Source organism: Alphaproteobacteria bacterium (assembly GCA_019746225.1).
Lineage (GTDB): Bacteria > Pseudomonadota > Alphaproteobacteria > Paracaedibacterales > VGCI01 > VGCI01.
Genome location: JAIESE010000047.1, coordinates 15,526 through 37,509 on the forward strand (window position 1 = coordinate 15,526; position 21,984 = coordinate 37,509).

Annotated in this window: 18 protein-coding genes and 1 pseudogene; 8 read left to right on the forward strand and 11 right to left on the reverse strand. The window is 45.8% G+C overall.

What is annotated here, in order from left to right:
• Window positions 1-168: 168 nt before the first annotated feature.
• Both K2Y18_08505 and K2Y18_08510 read left to right on the forward strand, forming a co-directional pair.
• Window positions 169-1,413, forward strand: a complete 1,245-nt coding sequence (locus tag K2Y18_08505; GenBank protein ID MBX9805776.1) for a hypothetical protein — start codon at window positions 169-171, stop codon at window positions 1,411-1,413.
• Between the two features lie 230 nt (window positions 1,414-1,643).
• Entirely contained in the window at window positions 1,644-2,423 is a 780-nt protein-coding gene (locus tag K2Y18_08510; protein MBX9805777.1) for a hypothetical protein, read from the forward strand.
• 18 nt (window positions 2,424-2,441) lie between these two features.
• Here the strand turns inward: K2Y18_08510 and hemW are convergent, their stop codons facing one another.
• From hemW to rph, 3 genes are read right to left on the reverse strand one after another with little or no spacing between them, the layout of a single operon-like run.
• The gene (gene hemW / locus K2Y18_08515; protein ID MBX9805778.1) at window positions 2,442-3,581 is read right to left on the reverse strand and encodes a radical SAM family heme chaperone HemW; all 1,140 of its coding nucleotides are present in this window, start codon (window positions 3,579-3,581) and stop codon (window positions 2,442-2,444) included.
• A complete protein-coding gene (gene rdgB / locus K2Y18_08520; protein ID MBX9805779.1) occupies window positions 3,574-4,230 on the reverse strand; it encodes an RdgB/HAM1 family non-canonical purine NTP pyrophosphatase in 657 nt (218 codons plus the stop codon). The genes hemW and rdgB overlap by 8 nt, the downstream gene beginning before the upstream one ends.
• 12 nt (window positions 4,231-4,242) lie before the next feature.
• Window positions 4,243-4,965 (reverse strand): ribonuclease PH, encoded by a 723-nt coding sequence (gene rph / locus K2Y18_08525; GenBank protein ID MBX9805780.1) that lies wholly within the window; start codon window positions 4,963-4,965, stop codon window positions 4,243-4,245.
• A gap of 73 nt (window positions 4,966-5,038) precedes the next feature.
• Here rph and hrcA point away from each other — a divergent pair, with 73 nt between their 5' ends.
• The 3 genes from hrcA (at window position 5,039) to K2Y18_08540 (ending at window position 8,642) form a co-directional block, all read left to right on the forward strand.
• The gene (gene hrcA / locus K2Y18_08530; protein ID MBX9805781.1) at window positions 5,039-6,082 is read left to right on the forward strand and encodes a heat-inducible transcriptional repressor HrcA; all 1,044 of its coding nucleotides are present in this window, start codon (window positions 5,039-5,041) and stop codon (window positions 6,080-6,082) included.
• Window positions 6,083-6,158: 76 nt separating this feature from the next.
• Window positions 6,159-7,943, forward strand: a complete 1,785-nt coding sequence (locus K2Y18_08535; GenBank protein MBX9805782.1) for an ABC transporter ATP-binding protein/permease — start codon at window positions 6,159-6,161, stop codon at window positions 7,941-7,943.
• 6 nt (window positions 7,944-7,949) lie between these two features.
• The gene (locus K2Y18_08540; GenBank protein ID MBX9805783.1) at window positions 7,950-8,642 is read left to right on the forward strand and encodes a lysophospholipid acyltransferase family protein; all 693 of its coding nucleotides are present in this window, start codon (window positions 7,950-7,952) and stop codon (window positions 8,640-8,642) included.
• A gap of 142 nt (window positions 8,643-8,784) precedes the next feature.
• Here the strand turns inward: K2Y18_08540 and K2Y18_08545 are convergent, their stop codons facing one another.
• Window positions 8,785-9,693 (reverse strand): hypothetical protein, encoded by a 909-nt coding sequence (locus K2Y18_08545; protein MBX9805784.1) that lies wholly within the window; start codon window positions 9,691-9,693, stop codon window positions 8,785-8,787.
• A gap of 332 nt (window positions 9,694-10,025) precedes the next feature.
• Here K2Y18_08545 and K2Y18_08550 point away from each other — a divergent pair, with 332 nt between their 5' ends.
• Window positions 10,026-11,867, forward strand: coding sequence for an alpha/beta fold hydrolase (locus K2Y18_08550; GenBank protein ID MBX9805785.1), 1,842 nt, complete (start codon window positions 10,026-10,028; stop codon window positions 11,865-11,867).
• Window positions 11,868-11,885: 18 nt separating this feature from the next.
• A complete protein-coding gene (locus K2Y18_08555; GenBank protein ID MBX9805786.1) occupies window positions 11,886-12,365 on the forward strand; it encodes a MaoC family dehydratase N-terminal domain-containing protein in 480 nt (159 codons plus the stop codon).
• 10 nt (window positions 12,366-12,375) lie between these two features.
• On the opposite strand, the gene K2Y18_08560 is transcribed toward K2Y18_08555, so the two are convergent.
• Entirely contained in the window at window positions 12,376-13,158 is a 783-nt protein-coding gene (locus tag K2Y18_08560) for a GNAT family N-acetyltransferase (protein ID MBX9805787.1), read from the reverse strand.
• 38 nt (window positions 13,159-13,196) lie between these two features.
• Complete coding sequence (locus K2Y18_08565) at window positions 13,197-14,114, reverse strand: patatin-like phospholipase family protein (GenBank protein MBX9805788.1); 918 nt, start codon at window positions 14,112-14,114, stop codon at window positions 13,197-13,199.
• 202 nt (window positions 14,115-14,316) lie between these two features.
• Here K2Y18_08565 and K2Y18_08570 point away from each other — a divergent pair, with 202 nt between their 5' ends.
• The gene (locus K2Y18_08570) at window positions 14,317-14,628 is read left to right on the forward strand and encodes an acetolactate decarboxylase (GenBank protein MBX9805789.1); all 312 of its coding nucleotides are present in this window, start codon (window positions 14,317-14,319) and stop codon (window positions 14,626-14,628) included.
• Between the two features lie 44 nt (window positions 14,629-14,672).
• Here the strand turns inward: K2Y18_08570 and dapE are convergent, their stop codons facing one another.
• The 5 genes and pseudogenes from dapE to tig all read right to left on the reverse strand — a co-directional run bounded on the left by dapE (window position 14,673) and on the right by tig (window position 21,865).
• A complete protein-coding gene (gene dapE / locus K2Y18_08575) occupies window positions 14,673-15,815 on the reverse strand; it encodes a succinyl-diaminopimelate desuccinylase (protein ID MBX9805790.1) in 1,143 nt (380 codons plus the stop codon).
• Window positions 15,815-18,235, reverse strand: coding sequence for an endopeptidase La (gene lon, locus K2Y18_08580; protein MBX9805791.1), 2,421 nt, complete (start codon window positions 18,233-18,235; stop codon window positions 15,815-15,817). The genes dapE and lon overlap by 1 nt, the downstream gene beginning before the upstream one ends.
• 123 nt (window positions 18,236-18,358) lie before the next feature.
• The gene (clpX, locus tag K2Y18_08585; GenBank protein MBX9805792.1) at window positions 18,359-19,633 is read right to left on the reverse strand and encodes an ATP-dependent Clp protease ATP-binding subunit ClpX; all 1,275 of its coding nucleotides are present in this window, start codon (window positions 19,631-19,633) and stop codon (window positions 18,359-18,361) included.
• Window positions 19,634-19,766: 133 nt separating this feature from the next.
• Window positions 19,767-20,411 carry an ATP-dependent Clp endopeptidase proteolytic subunit ClpP gene (gene clpP, locus K2Y18_08590; protein ID MBX9805793.1) on the reverse strand — a complete coding sequence of 215 codons (645 nt, stop codon included), beginning with the start codon at window positions 20,409-20,411 and terminating at the stop codon, window positions 19,767-19,769.
• A 2-nt stretch (window positions 20,412-20,413) separates the two neighbouring features.
• Window positions 20,414-21,865, reverse strand: a pseudogene (gene tig, locus K2Y18_08595) (trigger factor).
• Between the last annotated feature and the right edge of the window lie 119 nt (window positions 21,866-21,984).

The window sequence follows — 21,984 nt, forward strand, 5'->3', positions numbered from 1 at the left end:
AATCCACGCATTAATTTCCCAAAATATCTCCTAAAATTTTACTCTAATAAAAAATAAATATAACAAAATATTATTATTTTATACTATTATTTACTAATTATTAATTAGTAATTCTATATTATGAGATATGGAGTGTATTATTTATTGAGCATTTTGAGGACTACGTAAATGCAAAAATATATTAAAAACCTAGCCGTTTCCATCTTCCTGACACTGGCCACTGGTTTTATCGTCGAAAATTCTATGGCTGCTGCAGGGTTTGACGATGGCAGTGGCGGCATGAGCGATCCTAGTATGGACCCGAGCATGGGAGGCACTGACCCCAGTATGAGCGGGACTGACCCCAGTATGGGGGGATCTGATCCTACCATGGGTGGCACCGTAGACCCTTCAACAGGAATGCCTACGCAATCAGGTGCAATGCCGGGCGCAGCCCCTGGCGGGTACCCTCCTGCTGCTGCGGCAGGTTATCCTCCTGCGGCAGGTTATCCCCCAGCAGCTATGGCCCCTCAAGCTCAAGCAATTGCCCCCCCTCCTCCATCTTCTTCAGGTGGTGGTGAGCTTGCCAGCATTGCTGGTGGCGCTTTTGGTATGCTTGGAACAATGGACGCGAATAAGACTCAAGCCCAAATGCATGGCATGGATACTTCTTCAGCAACACAAATGCACGCAATGGATGCGGGTGTCGCTTCACAAGGAATCAATGCTGGATCGAGAGGACTAGCTCAAGGACCAATGGGCTATGCTGCCCCAGGTATGGGCGCCCCCGGTATGGGTCGCCCTGGATATGGCGGCATGGGCGGTGGCATGGGCGGTGGCATGGGCGGTGGCTTCGGTGGTGGCATGGGCGGCGGCATGGGTGGCGGCATGGGTGGCGGCATGGGCGGTGGCTTCGGTGGCGGCATGGGCGGCGGCATGGGCGGTGGCTTCGGTGGCGGCATGGGCGGCGGCATGGGCGGTGGCATTGGCGTTGGTATGGGCGGCGGTGGCATGGGCGGCGTTGGTATGGGCGGCGGTGGCATGGGCGGCGGTGGCATGGGCGGCGGCGGCTTCGGCGACAGCGGTGGTTATTCATCCTCAAAATCACAGAGAAAAGCTGAAAAGAAGGCCGCTAAGAAAGAAGCAAAGGCTGAAAAGAAAGCAGACAAAAAAGCCGCGAAGAAAGCAGATAAGAAGGCCAAAAAAGATAAAAAGGTAGCCAAACAGGATAAAAAGGCAGCTAAGAAAGCAAACAAGAAGGCTGGTAAAGGAGATAAAAAAGCAGATAAGAAGGCAGCAAAGGCTAATAAGAAAGCCGCTAAGTCAGATAAGAAGGCCAAGAAGTCTACAAAAAAGGCTAAGAAGGCTGATAAGAAAGCTAAGAAGCCTGCAAAGGCTAAAAAAGCTCCAAAGGCTAAGAAGGGCAAAAAATAGGCCCGGGCAGAATATTATGACGCCACTCCTAATCTTTGATGGTGGCCATGGACATAACAGGGGAGACAAGAGTCTCCCCTTTTTGTTAAAAGTTGCATAGGTTCTGTGGTGCCTTTTACTCCAATGATATTGTTGGTATCAACTTCTCTCCTCTAAATTCATAAATCCTTAATTAATTTGCAAATAAAATAAATAGGGATAGGTATGTAACCCTAAGGGATTCTTGATTTATGATAAAATATTTGAAATATGTGGTGCCGTTTTTTTTCGTTGCGACATCTCTTGAAACAGAAGGTGCGGATATGCCAGTTACAAACTCTGAAACAGCTACCCCCTTCCCCACAGACAATGCTAGGGCTGTCCCTGATGAGACAAACATGCCAACTTCTCCGTATACTGCTGCTTTCCCTGAAGAGAACACATTCGCGCCTACTCCCCCCGAAACCCTGGATGCAGCTCCTGGGACTCCCTTACATCTTGTTCCCCCTTCAGAGGATCAACACCCCCTTTCAGAAGCACAAGGACAAGAAACGGTAGCCAAGAAACATATTGATATACTTGCCCAACATGAAGCCATTTTGGAAAAGGCAAGTCAACACCTTGCCGACCAAAAAGCAGAATTGAGAATCCTTCGCATCCAACTAGCCAAAGAAAATGCACCATCGAATCAAAAGACAGAAGAAAAGACTGAGCTCCCGAAGGGCGTCATTCCCCCCCAACCAGCGGATCTACCTTCCAATTTCACAAAGCCCACTCCAAGTGAGCGAACCCCTATTCGAATAGCACCAAACAAAATTTCTAATCCTAACCAGGTGAACCCCTCAACCCAATCTACCGTCGATGAGCACGGAGATTTTCTTGGACATGAAGAAGCAGCAACCGGGCAGATGGACAATTTCCAAAAGACTGAGAATAAAAAAATAAGAGAAGTTCGAAGTGAGGTCGTCACGAATAATCCAGGAAAACCAATGATAACGAAAGAAGACTCTTCGATATACGTCGTTCCATGAAGTATAGCCAATAAAGCTTCATTCAGGAGATAGAAGACGCTTCAACACACCATTCAAGCATTGAAGTCCAAGGGGTGTGGCACGAAGGGTATTATCCGTTTTAAGAAGATAACCTCCCTCAATAAGAATTCTGAGCCCCTCAGGGTCAATAATTGTCGACTTAAAACTTGGAAGTTCAAGACCTGCAGTGAGACGAAGGCCCATCATCAATGCTTCTGTTTCTTGGTCTTGGGCGGAGAGAAGAATCGCTTCTTCCTCGCCTGATCCATTCATCACAGCCTTCATCCATGTCTCTGGTGCCCGATATTGCTTTGTGGCGACTTTGCCCTCAGGGAGTGTTAATCGACCATGGGCACCGGGTCCCACACCTGCATAGTCCTGATATTGCCAATAACTGATATTGTGGCGAGACTCGGCTCCGGGGCGAGCATGATTAGAAATTTCATAAGCTGGCAATCCTGCAGCCTTAGTTTGCTGTTGAGTAAGCTCAAACAAATCTGCTGCAAGATCCTCTCCGGGTATGATGAGTTCTCCCCGTTCATATAACGGCGCAAAAGCGGTTCCTGGTTCAATAGTAAGTTGGTAGAGGGATATGTGTTCTGTGCCAAAGGACATCGCTTGCGCAAGCTCTTGGCGCCAGGCCTCTACGGTTTGATGGGGCCGGGCATAAATGAGGTCAAAAGAGGCTCGCTCAAAAGTCTTAATCGCCGTTTCAATGGCTTTAATGCCTTCTGCAGCGCTGTGTTGACGACCCAATTGTTTCAAATCAGGATCATTTAGCGCTTGAATGCCAATAGAAACTCGATTCACCCCAGCGGCCTTCAAATCTTGAAACTTACTCACTTCAACGGAATTCGGGTTGGCCTCTAAAGTAATTTCGATGTTGGGTGTCGGTGACCAGTACCCCAACGCTTTGCGAATCAAAGCTTCAACGGTTCGCGGTCGCATCAATGAAGGCGTTCCTCCGCCAAAGAAGATGCTGGTCAAATGCCTTGGGCCAAGACGCGCAGCCGTATGATCCAACTCTTTCAGCAGGGCTTCTTCCCATGCATCTTCTTCGATAGAGGCTCTGACGTGGCTGTTAAAGTCACAATAGGGACATTTTGAAAGGCAGAACGGCCAATGGATGTAGAGAGCAAGATTTTGAAGTTCAGGCATGGCGCGTAAAACAAACTTGAATTAATTTCTGAATCGCGATTGCCCGGTGAGAAATTTGTCGTTTGAGCTCAGGGGGCATTTGGGCATACGTTTTAGAATGCCCTTCGGGAATAAAGATCGGATCATACCCAAAGCCAAAATCCCCACGAGGGGGAAAAGATAAGTGTCCATAGGCACGCCCCTCAACAGCGACCTCATAACCATCTGGCCAGACAAGGCTTAAAGTGCAGACAAAATAAGCGGAGAGATCTAGCTTGTCAGACATTTCTTGCGCCACACGATCCATGGCATAAGAAAAGTCTCGCCCACCCTCGGGAGTTATCGCCCACCGCCCAGAATAAATCCCGGGTTGGCCATCTAATGCCGGAATTACGAGACCCGAATCATCGGCCAAACAGGGAAGCCCAGATGCTTTCATGCCCGCTTCTGCTTTCAGACGGGCATTTTCTGCAAATGTTGCCCCAGTCTCTTCAGGTTCATCCAAATTGAGGGAGGCTGCAGAAACTGTGATAATTTGTAAAGGGCCTAAAAATTCACCGAATTCACGAATTTTTCCTTGGTTGTGGCTGGCCACGAGGAGCTGTGGTTCTTGAAATAATCGCCTTTGGGGATTCTGCCCTTGGGGATTCTGATTGGATGTATCTGCCATTAAATTTTATTCTCAACCCTCAATCTTCAAGGCTTCCCGCTGTAACTTTACCAATTCTTGGACACCTTCTCGCGCAAGGCCAAGCATTTTGGCAAAGGACTCATCGCCAAAGGATCCCTTTTCAGCCGTTGCCTGAATCTCAACAAGGTTTCCGCCGCCCAGCATCACAAAGTTGGCGTCAACTTCAGCGTTCGAGTCTTCTTCATAATTGAGGTCAAGGATGGCCTCCCCCTTCAAAATACCACAAGAGATTGCCGCAACTTGATCAATGATGGGCATTTTTGAAAGCGTTTTATTCTTAACTAATTTTGCAATGGCTTGATGCATTGCCACGTAAGCCCCCGTAATACTGGCCGTTCGTGTGCCGCCGTCGGCCTGGAGGACATCACAGTCAATGCGGATTTGACGCTCCCCAAGGAGGGATAAATCTACCACAGCTCGCAAGGATCTACCGATCAAGCGTTGAATTTCTTGGGTGCGTCCCGTTTGTTTGCCTCGAGAGGCTTCACGATCCACGCGAGTGTGGGTAGCGCGCGGCAGCATGCCATATTCTGCCGTAATCCAACCGGATCCAGTATTACGCAAAAACGGTGGAACTTTTTCCTCAACGGTGGCTGTACAAATGATGTGCGTATCTCCGAATTTCACGAAACAGGAACCTTCCGCATATTTTGCATAGTTGGGTCCGAGGAAAACAGAACGTAATTCATTGGTTTTTCTTTTATCTTGGCGCATACTAATTTATCCACTCTACTTGACGATTTCTTGTTTTTTTACTACATGTTAGATACAAATGAAAGGTAAAAACATGTCTTTGACCGTAGCAGAGCTCAATAAACGCTCTATAGATATTTTTCGAGAATTAGTAGATGCCTATGTAGAAACGGGTGAACCCGTTGGTTCACGCACCCTTTCTCGTCGATTGAAAACCAATTTGTCTCCCGCAACCATACGAAATGTGATGGCTGATTTGGAAGAGGCCGGGCTTCTTTATGCGCCCCATACCTCAGCGGGTCGCTTGCCCACAGAAGCCGGCTTGCGATTCTTTGTTCATGGATTGTTGGAACTTGGTGACTTAACGGAAGGGGATCGAGCTTATATCGAACAGCGCTGTACGAATGCGGGCCGAAAAGTTGACGATGTTCTCGAAGAAGCTACATCCATGCTTTCTGGCTTGTCTAAGTGCGCTGGCCTGGTTTTGGCCCCAAAAACTGAATCTCCCTTGAAGCATGTTGAGTTTGTCAGTTTAAGTTCAGGTCGGGCCATTCTGGTGATGATCACTGAAGATGGTGTTGTGGAAAATCGACTCATTGAAGTGCCGATTGGCATTCCGCCATCTATCCTCGTAGAAGCCTCCAATTACCTCAATGGACGCCTGACAGGGCGTACCTTAAGTGAAGCAAAACGCATTATTTTTGAAGAACTGAAGCAGCACAAAGCCCACCTCGATACCCTCACCGCGAAAGTTGTTGAAACAGGCATTGGCGTCTGGAGTGAGGGAGATCAAGGAGGTTCATTGATTGTGAAAGGGCAAAGCAATTTGCTCACCAACGTTACTGTTGTGGAAGATTTGGATCATATTCGGGATTTATTTACCGTGTTGGACACGAAAGAAACATTGATTCAACTCTTAGATGCTTCCATCCAAGCGGATGGGGTACAAATATTTATTGGGGCCGAAAATAGCCTTTTCAGCCTGTCAGGTTGCTCTCTAGTAGTTGCCCCTTACAAAAATTCTCGACAGCATATTCTGGGCGCCATTGGCGTGGTGGGTCCAACCCGCATGAACTATAGCAAGATCATTCCGCTCGTAGATTATACAGCAAAATTAGTCGGCCAATTGTTGGGGTAAGGATCGTGAAGCACCCTAACCCCCAACCTGCCGATTTTTCTAGAAATTTGCCACCTATATGGGGTATCAAAGGGATATGAATACGATTACATCTCTTGTCTCTCCGCGCTCCAAAAGTCATGAATTGGGTCGACGCATATTTCATGAGCATATCCGCCCCTATGGACGGTATTTTGGGGCTGCCATCGTTCTCATGATTCTGGCTGCTTTGTCAACGTCTGCCTTGCCTTATTTGCTTCAACCGGTCTTCGATGAAGTCTTTACCCACGGGACACCGCGATTATTGATGCTTGTTTGTGGGGGAATCTTTTTGGCATTTGTTGTCAAAGGCGCCACGTCTTTTGGTGAAGCGGTCATCATGACTTATGTGGGTCAGCGCATTATTTCAGACTTGCAAAATCGTCTCTTTAGTCATCTGATGCACCTAGATTTGGCCTATTTTCACGGGACATCTTCGGGCGATCTCTTATCCCGTTTCACCAATGACGTTAACCTAATGCGCAACGCCGTTGCCACCAGTTTAGTTGGTTTTGGTAAGGATTCTTTTACCCTGGTATTCCTCGTCTCCCTCATGTTTTATCGAGACTGGACACTGGCCTGCATTGCCTTTTTCGTCTTTCCTCTGGCTGTATTTCCCATTCTTCGCATTGGCCGACGCATGCGCAAAGTCGCGAATAATACCCAAGAGGAGCTCGCGAGCTTCACTGGACGCCTTACCCAAGTTTTCCAAGGGATCCGTGTCATCAAGGCATATGGCACTGAAAAATACGAAGCAACACGGGCTCATACCATGATTGAACGCATCTTTGCCCTTGTTTATAAGTCCGCCCGCGTGCGCTCCGCCTCACACCCCATAATTGAAAGCTTGGGCGGCATGGCGATCGTTATCGTGATTGCTTATGGGGGATGGCAGGTGATGCACCACGCCCGAACAACCGGCGAATTTATGTCCTTTATCTTAGCGCTATTGTTGGTCTACGAGCCCTTGAAACGCTTGAGCAACCTCAATGCGAATTTGCAAGAAGGTTTGGCGGCGGCAGGGCGCGTCTTTGCCATTTTGGATACACCCGCCACAATCCAAGATCGACCAGACGCAAAGCCGCTTCCACGAATCGAGGGACATATCGAATTCCACAATGTGCGTTTTGCGTATCCTGATGGAAAAGTAGCCTTAGATGGGATTAACCTCAAGATTAAAAAGGCCCACTCCATTGCTCTTGTTGGCGCCAGTGGCGCTGGAAAATCGACCATCATCAACCTCATTCCCCGCTTCTATGATATTCAAGACGGCCAAATATTGATTGATGACATGGATATCCGAGATGTCACCGTTCAATCTTTGCGCGACCAAATCGCCCTCGTGAGCCAAGAAATCATGCTGTTTGATACAACCGTGCGCGATAATATTGCTTATGGATCTTTTGGCGCAACCGATGCGGATATTACAGCAGCAGCCAAAGCCGCCGCGGCTCATGAGTTTATCGACGCACTTCCTCTGGGCTATAACACGATGATTGGTGAAAATGGGGTCAAACTCTCCGGCGGTCAACGCCAGCGCATCGCGATTGCCCGTGCCATGCTCAAAAATGCGCCGATTCTTCTGTTGGATGAAGCGACTTCTGCCTTGGATACGGATTCTGAGCGGCAAGTCCAAGCGGCCCTGAAAATTCTCATGGAAGGGCGCACCACGTTAATGGTTGCGCACCGTCTTTCCACAGTTGTTGAAGCGGATAAAATTTATGTGCTTGATCAAGGAAAAATCGTCGAGAGCGGTGATCACCAGACACTACTTGAGCACAAAGGGATTTATGCCAACCTCTGGCAAGCGCAATCCACGCTGCCCACATCCGAAGCTGCGTAACATCCAATGAAGTGGGCAACCAAGCTTTTCAAATCGATGTCCATCGATCGTTCTGTTGCCTTTGTTGCGGCCACCTATATTCGCCTTGTCTTCTCTACCTGCAAATGGACGGAACTTGGCAAAGAAATTCCTGAATCCTATTTAAAAGCCAATAAGCCCTTCATCGTTTGCTTTTGGCATGGGCGCTTAGGCATGCTCGCGTGCGCTTGGACATGGAAGGACCGTCCGTTTCGCATGCTTTTGTCCGCGCACCGTGACGGGCGTCTCATTGGCAGCACCGTTGGACATTTTGGCATCACCTCTATAGATGGATCCACGCAACGCGGGGGGACCCAAGCCCTTCGGGAGCTTATTAAAGCATTGCGTAAAGGGGAGACCATCGGCATCACACCGGACGGGCCCCGGGGACCAGGGCAAGTCGCAAGCCTAGGCGTTATTACTCTGGCCAAACTCGCACAAGTCGACATGATTCCCATCACTTTCTCCACATCCCGCCGAAAGCACCTCAACACCTGGGATCGCTTTCACCTTGCCCTTCCTTTTGGACGGGGCGTGTTCGCTTGGGGCCCCCCCATATCTCCTCCCATAAGCGGCGACGAAGCCGAGATGGAACGCGTTCGGCACCAGCTGGAAACACAAATGACAGAGCTGCAAAATCGCGCAGATGATTTTGTCTTAAACGAGTGTATTAACAAATAATGCGCTGTCTTTAATTTCACTCCCTGGAATTTCACTGCCTGGCAACTGTTAGCGAAAAAGATTTAAAAAAAGAGGGCTATTATTTAATAATAGCCCCTTTAAAACGATCATTGGCATTGGAGAGCAGCTGCTCCTAACAGTCCTATTTCGTCAAAATCCAGAGATGGACAGGTTTGATATAGCCTTCCCCCTGCCATTCAACAAGCTCAATGCTCCTAAAGCCCAATGTTTGGTGATAGGGTACAGCGATTTTAATCATCTCGGCTTCGAGTTCTTTCCTTGCTGCCTCATCCCCATTAATCTTTCGATAATATTCTAATGACAGCCTAGCTTTTCTACCATCTTCAAAAATCACATAAGGCTTACCTTGATTCGCTTTCTGATCATCCAATTGCAAATAGATTGCAGGAAATATTAATTGGCCACCTTTCTTCAACACCCTTTCATAAATCCCGCATTCACGAAAATACTGCCAATCACTGACTACTTCATTTACGGAGTTTGAGGGGATATAGGCGATATGCTCAGCATTCGTTACATCCAGCATAGCATCAGCCTCATTAGCTTCGCCAGTATCAATCATATAATTTTCATTACCTTGAGTTGCACCCCAGATCCCGCCGTGATGACCCTTGTGACCTGAAAACAAGACAATACGACAAAAGGGATGCTCCTTTACGTAGTCATCCCAAGATCGGCGAATAATAGGCCTTTCTTCATTTGCGTAAATATCTATATACTTTAAATCCTTCACGCGCAAAGTTTCAAATACTTTGCGATAACTCACCGAGTCAAGGACTACCTCAGAAAGACGGCGTCGAGTATTTTGTAGATTCACATACCCAACCTCATCTTTCGCTTCTTGTTCTTTCCATTGAGTATAAACTTCACTAGGAAGCGTTGCACGTATAGCAACGTAGTCCTCACGACTGTAGCCTTTGCCAGCTGCTGTTTGCTCAAGCCAGGGTTCGTGATCCTTCTCCATAGCTGTTGCAAGATAAAAACTACTCAACAAGAAAGAAAGCGACACTGTTTTAAATAGTAAATGCATTTTGTCCTCATAAGTTTGTGTTGTGATTGATATAAAGCCCCCAGGGGGTCACGCCATATATATAATCACTCTTTTCAAAAACACAAGTATATTCACCTCATTGACCGAGTTTTCTTAGATTTTGTAAGTTAAAAGACAGTAAGGGTTTCAAGGAAAAAGGATATCTCCTTAAAAGATTAAGAAATCCCCTGCTCTTTACGAAAAATTAAGCCCCTTCCGTTTATAATAATGTACTGCATTGCGTGTAGCAGAGCGCTTTTGCACGCCGTGAAAGTCCATTTTTATAAGTGTCAACTTCGGGACAAACTCCCTTGACGCCAACGAGGCATGATATGAATTTGAACAGGAAAAAAAAGAAGGAAAGTGAAGCACCAAAATTCATGAGTGCCGACTATTTCAAGAAGGTCAGAGATGACTTTGTTAACCATTCGCATCAACGCCTCTGTTCCCTTCCAAGCTTAAAACTCGACAAAAAGACAACCTCACAATTAGATCATAAACTCCATGCTTTCTGGGCCAACTTTGGCTTCTTTTCGCCTGGGTCGATTGCCGCAGCTTATAGTGATTGGATGATCCATATTGCCTTTTCACCCGGCAAACAACTTGACCTCATTGAGAGCGCCCGCTTGAAGAATCTTAACTTTATGAAATTTCTCATTTCAAGAGGGCAAAACAACAAGAGAAATGGCTCTTCGTTGCCAAAAGATAACCGATTTGAGGATCCTGCTTGGCAAACATGGCCTTATAGTGCGTATAAACAAGCCTTCTCCCTCAGCGAACAATGGTGGGTGGAAGCAACCAGTGATGTGCGCGGGGTCACCCAACATCATTCGGACGTTCTTCCTTTCCTTACCCAACAAGTCATTGACGCATTCTGTCCTGCAAATTTTCCTTCTTTGAATCCCGTTGTTGTGGAAAAAACCATTGAAGAGGCGGGGAAGAATTTTGTGCGAGGCACCCAAAATTTTTGGGAGGACCTCGACAGGCTGGTGCGCAACAAACCCCCCGTGGGGTCTGAGAAATTTGAGGTAGGCAAAAATATTGCTATAACACCAGGAAAGGTTGTTTTTCAAAACCAGCTCATTGAACTGATTCAATATAGCCCCATGACAAGCGAGGTATATGCCGAGCCTCTGCTCATTATCCCTGCTTGGATCATGAAATATTACTTGATGGACTTATCTCCTGAGAATTCCCTCGTCAAATATCTTGTAAGTAAGGGCCACACGGTTTTTATGATTTCATGGAAAAACCCAGAAAGCAAAGATCAGGATCATGGGTTTGACAGTTACCTAAAATTGGGCATCATGGATGCGATTGAAGCGGTTTCAACAATCATCCCAAAACAGAAGATTCATGCGGTAGGATACTGTTTGGGCGGAACCCTGCTATCCATTGCGGCTGCCCGAATGGCGCGTCTCAGAGACTTACGACTTAAAACGTTAACCACTTTCGCCGCTCAAGTCGACTTTGAAGAGGCGGGCGAGATTCAATATTTTGTGGATGAAAGCCAATTGCATTTCTTGGATGATATTATGTCTGAAAAGGGGTACTTAGACGCCAAGCGCATCTCTGGGACCTTTTACATGCTGCGCTCCAAAGACTTGATTTGGTCTCAAATGATCAAAACCTACCTCATGGGGGAGCGCCAAGAAATAACAGATTTGATGGCCTGGAATGCGGATTCGACGCGTCTCCCGCGTAAAATGCTCTCAGAATACTTAACCAAATTGTATTTGAATGATGACCTGGTCAGCGGTCGATTTAAAGCCCTTGGACAACCCATTTCTTTAAAGGACATCTCAACGCCTGTATTCGCCGTGAGTACTGAAAAAGATCATATTGCCCCCTGGCAATCGGTCTACAAAATTCATTTGTTCATTGAATCCGAAATTACATTTGTGTTAACAAGCGGCGGGCATAATGGCGGCATCATTAGTGAACCCGGACATCACAAAAGGCATTACCATATCGCAACACACAAAGAGACTGATTTTCATTTAACACCCCAAGAATGGCAGGAAATAACCCCGTCGCGCTCCGGCTCCTGGTGGCCAGCGTGGCGTAAGTGGTTGGTTGATCATTCAACCCATAAAATCAGCCCACCCCCTATGGGGTGTAAAGGATATAAGCCCCTCAGAGATGCTCCTGGTGAGTATGTCCTGATCAACTAGAGGGACGTCGGAGCGCTGATGAAAAAATTCATAGACAACATTACATTCGATGAGATTCATATTGGCGATTCCGCCTCCCTGAAGCGAACCCTAAAAGCCCGGGACATTCAACTATTCGCCATTGTGTCCGGCGATATCAATCCAGCCCATTTGGATGAAGACTTTGCCAAAGGCGACATGTTCCACAAAATTATTGCCCATGGCATGTGGGGAGGGTCCCTCATATCAACAGTTTTGGGAACCCTTCTTCCCGGCCCCGGGACCATTTATCTCAGCCAATCTTTCAAGTTTTTAAGGCCTGTTGGCATTGGCGATACCATCACTGCTCTCGTGACAGTCACGCGAAAAAATGCAAAGCGACCGCTTATTACTTTGGACTGTGTTTGCACAAATCAGAAGGGTAAGAAGGTTATTACAGGTATTGCCAAAGTATTAGCACCCACCGAAAAAGTTCACCGCCCGAAGGTAAAATTACCGAAGATTGCATTTCAGGATTAGGGGGTGGAATTTACCCCCCATATCCAGCCTTGCCATAAAAATCAAGCTCACAGATCTTCACAAAGCTCAAAGTCGCATAGAGGCGCGTAGAGGTGTCCATACACTGAGCTATCAGGTGCTTATACCCAAGCTCCTTTGCTATCTTGAGGCGTTCAACGACCATTGCGGAATTAATCCCCTTCTTGCGGTAATTTGGGGCAACCCAATCCCAATAATTCCCAGCAACATTACCTGGCGATTGATAGAGCATCGAACACCCGACAGGTTTTCCGTCGCAATAAGTGTTCAGAAGGATAAAAGGACTGTTTTGGAGGTTGGCGAAATTCGAGAAGAAGCTCCTTGCATACTCAAGCGGTTGGTCGCTTGCTTGTGCGGTTGCTTTAGCAAAATCCTGGTACTCAGCCTCAGTCGAAATTTGACGAATCTGAACATCTATGGACGGCTTTACTTGTGGAAAATCCCTTTCGAGATCAAAATACATGCCGTCCAGAGTACCAAAAGAATCCGCGCCAAGCGCTACAATAGTTTTACCAGAATGCTTACCCTCATTCCGGATACCATCGCAAAAATAAAAGGGGGTTTGAGATTGAATAAACGAAGTGATACAAGATGTTAGATCTGCGTCATTCCCTTGAGAAGTATGGCAGCCATAGCTGTACATGGGGTGCGGAAGCCCCGCCGTATACCAACAAAGGTCTTTGCCGCCATGAAGGTTTTGATCCGTAAGCTTGGCCAGGCTCTTCACCCAATCAGAAAAATTGTCGACGATATCTTGTGATTGAAATACTTTCATATCTTAGCTCCTTGAGACAACCCATTCCTATTTTTACATCAATTGCCCCTCTTCAGCAACTTTTGGATAGAAGGAATTGCTTTGCGAGCCGTTGCCCGACCAATTTCATAAATTTTCTCATTTTGAGAATCGTCAAAGGTCCCAACATCCTCAAAAGGAATCTTAATGGCATAATCCGCTTTGGAACTTGCTGTACGACAGTGATGAATATATTGGATCTCAATACTTCTTTTCAGCACACCTAAACCGTGATTTGGTAGAGATTTTGTCAAATTTCCACTTAAATCTACAGCAATGATGAATTTAGCCCCAAGTGCCCGAGCAACTTCAACCGGCACTGGGTCAGCAATAGCACCATCTAAATAATATCCATCCCTAATTTTAACTGGTAGAAAGACACCCGGGAAAGCAGCTGAAGCACGAACGGGTTTTACAAGCTCACCCTTGCCAAAAGGGACTAAATCACCAAACTCCAAGCTTGTGGTCATAGCAACAAAAGGTATCTTAAGCTCTTCAAATGTTTTGGAACGTAAGTGCTCCTTTAAAAATTGGTCAAGGGATGCAGCATTAGATAAACCAAAGGGAATATGCAATAGAGAAATGTCTAATAAATGTTCACGTTTCTTCTCAAATAATATGCTCTTAAGATGGTAAACATTAGGGTTGTCCGCAAAAAGGGCTCCCACAATTGCTCCTGCGCTACACCCTACAATCAAATCCGGATAGATGCCCGCTGCTAGCAGCTCTTCAATTACGCCTACATGGCCTAAACCCTTGGCACCACCACCCCCAAGAACAAGAGCGATATTGATGTTGTTGAAAGTAGGAAGGGGTGCTTGGTAACAAAAAGCTTGCTGAGAATAGTCCAAAGTGGCACACCCCGTTAACCATATCCCCATGATAATAACGGTGCAACTTCGAACCATTTTAGTTATAGATTTATTATATTTCTTCATTATAAATTTGCATTTTTTTGTTTCTTTGAGTCTTTCTGTGAGCTGGATAATAATGATAAATAACCGAATTAGCTATAAAAAAATTCACTCAAAATGCTGTTCCTGTTCGAAACGTGTGCTATGATGATTTTAAAAATAATAAGATACCTCGCCACACGTTTGGACCTCAGATTGTTGCCCTTCAAGTAAAGGGACTGTTCGAATCGATCACGTTTCAAGCACAAAAAAGCAGGAAAAACCCTACCCTTCCATTAAAGAAGTTATGGATACTTCAGATAAATTTGAGTTCAGTATGGTAGAAGGCACCTGTGTGGGGTCGTTTGCACCGGACTTTTGCGGAGGCATAAAAAATCCCGGTTTTCATCTTCATTTTATTGATGATTCTCTTTTCCACGGGGGTCATGTCTTAGATTTTAAGTGTCAACAAGGGAACTTATCCCGTTTTGAACCTAAAAGTTTTACAGTTGAGTTCTTTAACCTTAACCATACTCTAAAGGCTAAACAAATCGCCTAGAGACCGTTTGAAAGATCCTTTTGGCAATAGGGGATCGTCATCGCCTACCTGTCAAAATACCGGCGGAGGATCTCTTCATAAGCCTTTGATAATAGATGAATTTCTTCAATGGAGATCTGTTCGTCAATCTGATGGGCTGTTGCGCTCACAAGGCCGAATTCAATAACAGGACAAATATCTTTTAAAAAACGTGCATCGGACGTCCCGCCGCTCGTGCTGAGAACCGGGGTGAAACCAGTGATTTTGGACACGGCATCGCCTACGAGGATTGGTAGATCCTTATCCTCGCACAAAAACGCATCCCCCGTTCCGCCCATTTCAAGGGTATAGGTAAATCCCTCTTTGTTGAGACCAGCTTTTGTCGCTTCAGCGTGAAGATATTGGCTCAAAGCATTACGGTTTTGGACAGGGTTATAGCGAATGTTGAATTTTGCCGTCGCTTCTGTAGGAATCACACTTCGGGTAGGATTGCCCACATCAATGGAGGTGACCTCTAGATGCGAAGGATCGAAATGCGCCATTCCTGAATCCAGGGGGACAGAAAGAAGGTTTTGCAAATAGTGAAGAAGAGGAGGAATTGGATTGTTGGCCAGGTGAGGATACCCCACATGCCCAGCTTTCCCAGAAACCGTCACGGTGGCATTCAAACTGCCCCGACGACCAACTTTCACTGTATCGCCCACCTTCTCAACGTTGGAGGGCTCCCCCACCAAACAGGCATCGATTTTCTCCCCACGGGCTTTAAATCGCTCTACGACAGTGCATAAACCATCCGTAGCGGGCCCCTCTTCGTCTGTCGTGAGGAGAAGACTCAATGACCCTGTAAAGGTGGAATTATTCTGAAGGAACGCATCTACAGCGGCCAAATAAGCGCCAATGGCCCCTTTCATATCCACAACACCCCGGCCGATAAGCTTATTGTCTCTTATTTCGCCCGCAAAAGGATCTACGCTCCAGCGCGCAAGGTCCCCAGGGGGGACGACATCTGTATGGCCGACAAAGCAGAGATGGGGGGAGGAGGTGCCCAGGCGAGCGTAGAAATTGGCCACATCCCCGGAATCAAGACGCTCAATGACAAAGCCTCTTGCGGTCAGGAAATCACCCACAACGGCCAAGGATCCCGCATCAAGGGGCGTCACACTTCGGCATTGGAGGAGGTTTCTCGTAATGACAACGGGATCTACCATCAATGAACCGCGTCTGATTCCATAACTGGAGCGCTTCCATCCGTAGTCTCTTTGGGCACAGGCTTGAACTCATCATCTGGCCAATCGATTGGCGTTAACGGTTGCGTCAACGCAATCTTCAAAACCTGATCCACGGAAGAAACAGGAATAATCTTGATGCCCCGCTTCACATTATCCGGAATATCCGCCAAGTCCTTTTCATTGTCCTGGGGAATCAGAACCGTCTTAACGCCACCACGATGGGCTGCCAGAAGTTTTTCCTTCAAGCCACCAATTTGCAAGACACGGCCACGCAAGGTGATCTCACCAGTCATGGCAATGTCCTTGTGAACAGGGATGCCGGTGAGGGCAGAAACGATCGACGTACACATAGTCACACCCGCAGAAGGCCCGTCTTTCGGCGTTGCGCCTTCAGGCACATGAATATGAATATCGCGCTTTTCAAACATAGATGGCTTTATGCCAAAGCGTGGAGCCTGAGAGCGGATATAACTCACCGCTGCCTGGATAGACTCTTGCATAACGTCCCCCAGCTTACCGGTGATCATGGTTTTGCCTTTACCAGGCAAAATCACCGCCTCAATAGACAATAAGTCCCCACCCACTTCTGTCCAAGCAAGGCCCGTAGTCACACCTACAACGTCTGCAACTTCGGCAAGCCCATAATGGTATCGCGGAATGCCTGCATATTTCCCAAGATTACGCGATGTAATCTTGATGCTCGTTGTTTTGGGCTTAATCAAAATTTCTTTGATGGCTTTGCGGGACAAATTCGCAATTTCTCGCTCAAGGTTTCTCACCCCAGCTTCACGAGTATAGAGACGGATCAAAAGCCGCAAAGCTTCATCTGCTATGGAAAGCTCACCCTTTTTCAACCCATGCATCTCAATCGTTTTGGGAATCAAATAATGGACTGCAATTTCAACTTTTTCATCTTCAGTATACCCTGGCAATCGAATGATCTCCATCCGATCCAGCAAGGGTTGTGGCATACGAAGCGTATTAGCCGTGGTCACAAACATCACGTCCGACAAGTCATAATCAACTTCTAAATAGTGATCATTGAAGGTGGCGTTTTGTTCTGGGTCCAATACTTCAAGCAAAGCAGAAGCAGGATCTCCGCGCCAGTCCGTTCCCATTTTGTCAATTTCATCGAGCAAAAATAGGGGATTCGATGTCTTGGCTTTTTTCATGCCTTGAATGACTTTGCCGGGCATTGCTCCAATATAGGTCCGGCGATGTCCCCGAATTTCAGCTTCGTCTCGCACACCACCTAAAGACATTCGCACAAATGTACGGCCTGTGGCAGACGCAATCGACTTTCCAAGAGACGTTTTTCCAACCCCAGGAGGACCAACCAAACATAAAATCTGGCCCTTCACCTTGCCCACGCGACTTTGGACCGCCAAATATTCCAGAATCCGTTCTTTGACTTTATCTAGGCCATAATGATCATGATCTAAAATCTTTTTCGCCGACATAATGTCCCGCTTAACTCGACTACGATGTTGCCAAGGAATAGAAAGAATCCAATCTAAATAATTCCGAATGACGGTCGCTTCCGCTGACATTTGATTCATGCTGCGTAATTTGCGCAGTTCGTTCAAAGATTTTTCACGGGCCTCTTTGCTCAGCTTTGTCTTCTTGATTTTGGCCTCAAACTCAGAAATCTCATCCTTGCCTTCTTCGCCTTCCCCAAGTTCCTTCTGAATAGCCTTGAGTTGCTCATTCAAATAATAATCTCTTTGCGTTTTTTCCATTTGACGCTTAACACGAGTGCGGATACGACGTTCAACTTGAAGAACACCAATCTCCCCTTCAATATGACTAAGGATTTTTTCTAAACGCTGTTTAACGTCAGCTGTCTCTAATAGAATTTGTTTTTCCGGAATCTTTAAGCCGAGATAAGAAGCAATAGTATCTGCCAGCTTTGCAGGGTCATCTATTTGATTAATGGTCACCAAAACATCTGGGGGAATCTTTCGGTTCAGTTTAATGTATTGCTCAAACTGGCCAACAATCGTGCGAACCAAAGCTTCAACTTCAGCCTCATCCACAAGCGCCATCGGGATAACTTCAACCATGGCATGGAAGTGCTGAGCATCATCTTGAATTTGGATAAGTCGAACGCGTTGACCCCCTTCGACAAGGACTTTAACCGTTCCATCAGGGAGTTTTAACAATTGCAGAACAGTTCCAAGAGTTCCAACTGTGTATAAATCTGCGGAATTCGGATCATCATGATTCGCATTTTTTTGTGTTACAAGGACAATCTGTTTGTCATCCCCCAACATGACTTGCTCTAAAGCGCGGACGGATTTTTCTCTTCCCACAAATAGAGGCACAATCATATGAGGGAAAACAACAATGTCCCGAAGGGGAAGAACCGGGTACTGAGTCCCTTTTGTCAAACCAAACATCATACCAATCACCCAAACCTTGAAATTAATACAGAATCTACAAACGTGGTCATGAAAACCGCTTATATCCTTAAGGAATTATAGCTTGTCACCAATTTATCAAGGGCGTTTGATCCTTAATTATTAAGAACCTTTACTTCCTTTTGTCGCATCGCTGAGACGTTTGCCATAACTCTTGAGGGGCTGAGCTGTTCCTTCAACAACATCTTTGTTAATAACAACTTCTTCAACATCTTCATAAGAAGGCATTTCAAACATTGTGTCCAATAAAATACTTTCCATAATGGAACGCAAACCACGTGCCCCTGTCTTGCGCGCAATCGCTCTTAAAGCGATCGCATGCAACGCATCATCGGTTAGGTTCAATTCGACATTTTCCATTTCAAATAGGCGCTTGTACTGCTTAACAAGGGCATTCTTTGGCTTGACCAAGATCTCAACTAGGGACTGTTCATCTAAATCTGTCAGAGTTGCTAAGACTGGCAACCTGCCAATAAACTCTGGAATGAGACCAAATTTAAGAAGGTCCTCAGGTTCTACGCCTCGAAGTAAGTCCCCGGTCGTTCGTTCTTGAGGAGAGCGAACATCAGCACCAAAGCCGATAGCAGCTCCTTTGCCTCGAGCTGCAATAATTTTCTCTAATCCTGAAAACGCACCGCCACAAATAAACAAGATATTTGTCGTATCAACTTGTAAGAACTCTTGTTGAGGGTGCTTTCGACCACCTTGAGGAGGAACGGACGCAACAGTACCCTCCATAATCTTCAATAAGGCTTGTTGAACACCTTCGCCTGAAACGTCACGTGTAATCGAAGGATTATCTGACTTCCTTGAAATCTTATCAACTTCGTCAATATAAACGATTCCTCGTTGAGCCCGTTCGACATTATAATCAGCCGCTTGCAATAGCTTTAAAATTATATTTTCAACGTCTTCACCAACATACCCAGCTTCAGTAAGTGTTGTCGCATCCGCCATGGTGAAAGGAACGTCAATAATACGTGCTAATGTTTGTGCCAATAGTGTTTTTCCGCTTCCCGTTGGACCAACCAACAGAATATTGGATTTCGCAATTTCAATATCCCCGGTCTTGGGTCCATGGGATAAACGCTTATAGTGGTTGTGGACGGCTACAGAAAGAACACGTTTAGCAAAGAATTGACCAATAACATAGTCGTCTAAGACAGCACATATTTCAGCAGGGGAAGGGACACCATCTCCAGACTTAACCATGGATGAACGGTTTTCTTCACGAATGATATCTGTGCACAATTCAACGCATTCATCGCAAATAAACACCGTCGGTCCCGCAATAAGCTTGCGTACCTCGTGCTGGCTTTTGCCACAGAAGGAGCAATATAAGGTATTTTTAATGTCACTTCCGGCTGATTTGCTCATACTTTTTTCCCCTCCAATTACTTTTAAAGGGCCTTCTTATCTTATTTCTTAAAGCAAAAAAATAACACAGTGGCCACTCACAAATTTAGTATGACTTGTCAATGATCAACAAAGAGTTAAATTTTCCAGCATTTTAAGCCTTTGCGCTTTTAACTAGCAGCTCAACTGTTTTTGGTCGATTGGTAACAACATCATCAATCAATCCAAAATCCTTCGCTTCTTCCGCTGACATAAAACGATCCCGCTCTAAAGTTTCTTCAATGACTTTTATATCTTGTCCGGTCGTCGTCGCATAAATTTCATTAATTCGTTTACGAATATTTATAATTTCACGGGCCTGAATTTCAATATCTGTTGCTTGGCCTTGCGCACCGCCATGGGGTTGGTGAACCATTACCCGTGAATTCGGCAAAGCCATACGCTTCCCCTTAGCACCTGCCGTTAATAGCAAAGATCCCATGGAACAAGCCTGTCCCATACACAAAGTTGCCACATCACAGCGAATATAATTCATTGTATCCAAGATCGACAATCCTGAAGTCACAACGCCACCGGGAGAGTTTATATAAAGCGTGATATCCTTATCAGGATTTTCAGACTCTAGAAACAAAAGTTGGGCACAAATTAAGCTTGAGAGGTCATCATTCATAGCACCGGACAAAAATATAATCCGCTCCTTGAGAAGGCGAGAATAAATGTCATACGATCTTTCTCCACGGCTCGTTTGCTCAACGACCATTGGAACTAAAGTGCTAAACACTGATGAAGAGGTGCTCATGCCTATTTTCCTTTCACTTTCTCTGCCTTTGCCTTTTCAACCTTTGGTTTTTTCTCCTTCGTGGTTGACACCTTGGGAGCATCATCCACTTCATCATCATACGGCGTTGGGATCACACCGCGAACAATTTTCTTCAATGTTGGGAAATCTACGACCCGTTCTGTTACATTTGAGTTACTCAAAATAAAATCTACAACCTTATCTTCCAGAAGAGGCGCAACAAGATTCCGCAAGGCTTGTTGGTTATTAACATAATATTTAATAACATCATTCATTTGGGAAGGATAGCGCATGGCTTCCTGGAAAACAGCCGTTCTCACTTCCTCATCACTGAGTTTTAGCTTATTCGTATCCGCTAAATGAGAGATTAAAAGCCCCAAACGCACGCGACGCTTTGCAATGACTTCATAGTCTGACTTTAATTCCTTTTCCGTCTTTTTCTCGTCCTCTTCATCTAATTCGCCGTTAGCGCGTGCTTCAGCCAATTCGCGTTGAAGCTGGCTCCAAATTGCTTTAAACTCATTTTCCACCATTGTTGGCGGTAAATCAAAGCTATACTGCTTATCAAGAGCATCGAGCAAATTTCGCTTCGTATATAAATGCGCAACCTTTTTACCCTCATGCTCAACGGAGCTTCGAACATTTTTCCGCAAATCTTCGAGCGTTTCTGCCTCAAATTCTTTTGCAAAATCGTTATCAAGCTTAAAAGTAAGAGGCTCTTCAACTTTCTGAACCTCAACCTTAATAATTGCATTTTTACCAGCAAGATCCGTATTCTTTTCTTCTTTCGGAAACTTAATTTTCTCTTCGAGTTGGTCCCCGACTTTCTTGTCGTACAATGCCTTCACTACGGAAACAAATGCACCACCTTCTTTTTCTGGACCAAGTAATATTTGATAGGTTTCTGGCAATTCAATGCGTTCACCATCTTCCAGCGTTCCTGACCATTTCACGGAGACCAAGTCCCCCTTTCGCGCCGCCCTCCCAACTTTAGGAACTTGATAGCGAACATGCTCATCACACATCTTTTTTAGCCGTTCCTCAACGTCATTATCGCTTATCGTCACCTTCAAAATGTCTAATGAAATATCCTTAAAGCTTTTAACCTCAATGTCTGGCAACACCTCAAAAGTGAGAATACACTCAAAATCTTTTCCTTTTTCAAAGGAATTCATCTTTACAGCGGGGTCTACAGCATTACGAAACTTATGGTCTTTGTAAATTTCAGCCAGTGCCTCACGCAAGATTTCCTCACCCGCATCCTCAAAAGCCTCGGCACCATAGCGCTGCGTAAGAATTGCCATAGGTGTTTTGCCAGGACGAAATCCAGGAATTTTAGCTCTGGCGCCAATTTTTTGCAGATTCAAATCATATTTTTTCTGTAGCTCTGCAGCCGAAGCTGAAACCTTAAATTCGAATTTCAACTTTTCTGAAAGTAATTTTGCAACTTGCATTTAATGCTCCGTCTCAATCGGTAACCGATTTCTATAATTTTTATATGGTGCGGGCGGAGGGACTTGAACCCCCACGACTTGCGTCACCAGAACCTAAATCTGGCGTGTCTGCCAATTTC

Coding starts and splice junctions, on each gene's coding strand:
- K2Y18_08555 (MBX9805786.1), top strand. CDS start 11,886: ATGAAAAAATTCATAGACAACATTACATTCGATGAGATTCATATTGGC.
- K2Y18_08540 (MBX9805783.1), top strand. CDS start 7,950: ATGAAGTGGGCAACCAAGCTTTTCAAATCGATGTCCATCGATCGTTCT.
- hrcA (MBX9805781.1), top strand. CDS start 5,039: ATGTCTTTGACCGTAGCAGAGCTCAATAAACGCTCTATAGATATTTTT.
- K2Y18_08545 (MBX9805784.1), bottom strand. CDS start 9,693: ATGCATTTACTATTTAAAACAGTGTCGCTTTCTTTCTTGTTGAGTAGT.
- dapE (MBX9805790.1), bottom strand. CDS start 15,815: ATGGTAGATCCCGTTGTCATTACGAGAAACCTCCTCCAATGCCGAAGT.
- K2Y18_08505 (MBX9805776.1), top strand. CDS start 169: ATGCAAAAATATATTAAAAACCTAGCCGTTTCCATCTTCCTGACACTG.
- K2Y18_08565 (MBX9805788.1), bottom strand. CDS start 14,114: ATGAAGAAATATAATAAATCTATAACTAAAATGGTTCGAAGTTGCACC.
- rdgB (MBX9805779.1), bottom strand. CDS start 4,230: ATGGCAGATACATCCAATCAGAATCCCCAAGGGCAGAATCCCCAAAGG.
- clpP (MBX9805793.1), bottom strand. CDS start 20,411: ATGAGCACCTCTTCATCAGTGTTTAGCACTTTAGTTCCAATGGTCGTT.
- K2Y18_08535 (MBX9805782.1), top strand. CDS start 6,159: ATGAATACGATTACATCTCTTGTCTCTCCGCGCTCCAAAAGTCATGAA.
- lon (MBX9805791.1), bottom strand. CDS start 18,235: ATGTTTGGTTTGACAAAAGGGACTCAGTACCCGGTTCTTCCCCTTCGG.
- hemW (MBX9805778.1), bottom strand. CDS start 3,581: ATGCCTGAACTTCAAAATCTTGCTCTCTACATCCATTGGCCGTTCTGC.
- K2Y18_08510 (MBX9805777.1), top strand. CDS start 1,644: ATGATAAAATATTTGAAATATGTGGTGCCGTTTTTTTTCGTTGCGACA.
- K2Y18_08560 (MBX9805787.1), bottom strand. CDS start 13,158: ATGAAAGTATTTCAATCACAAGATATCGTCGACAATTTTTCTGATTGG.
- K2Y18_08550 (MBX9805785.1), top strand. CDS start 10,026: ATGAATTTGAACAGGAAAAAAAAGAAGGAAAGTGAAGCACCAAAATTC.
- clpX (MBX9805792.1), bottom strand. CDS start 19,633: ATGAGCAAATCAGCCGGAAGTGACATTAAAAATACCTTATATTGCTCC.
- rph (MBX9805780.1), bottom strand. CDS start 4,965: ATGCGCCAAGATAAAAGAAAAACCAATGAATTACGTTCTGTTTTCCTC.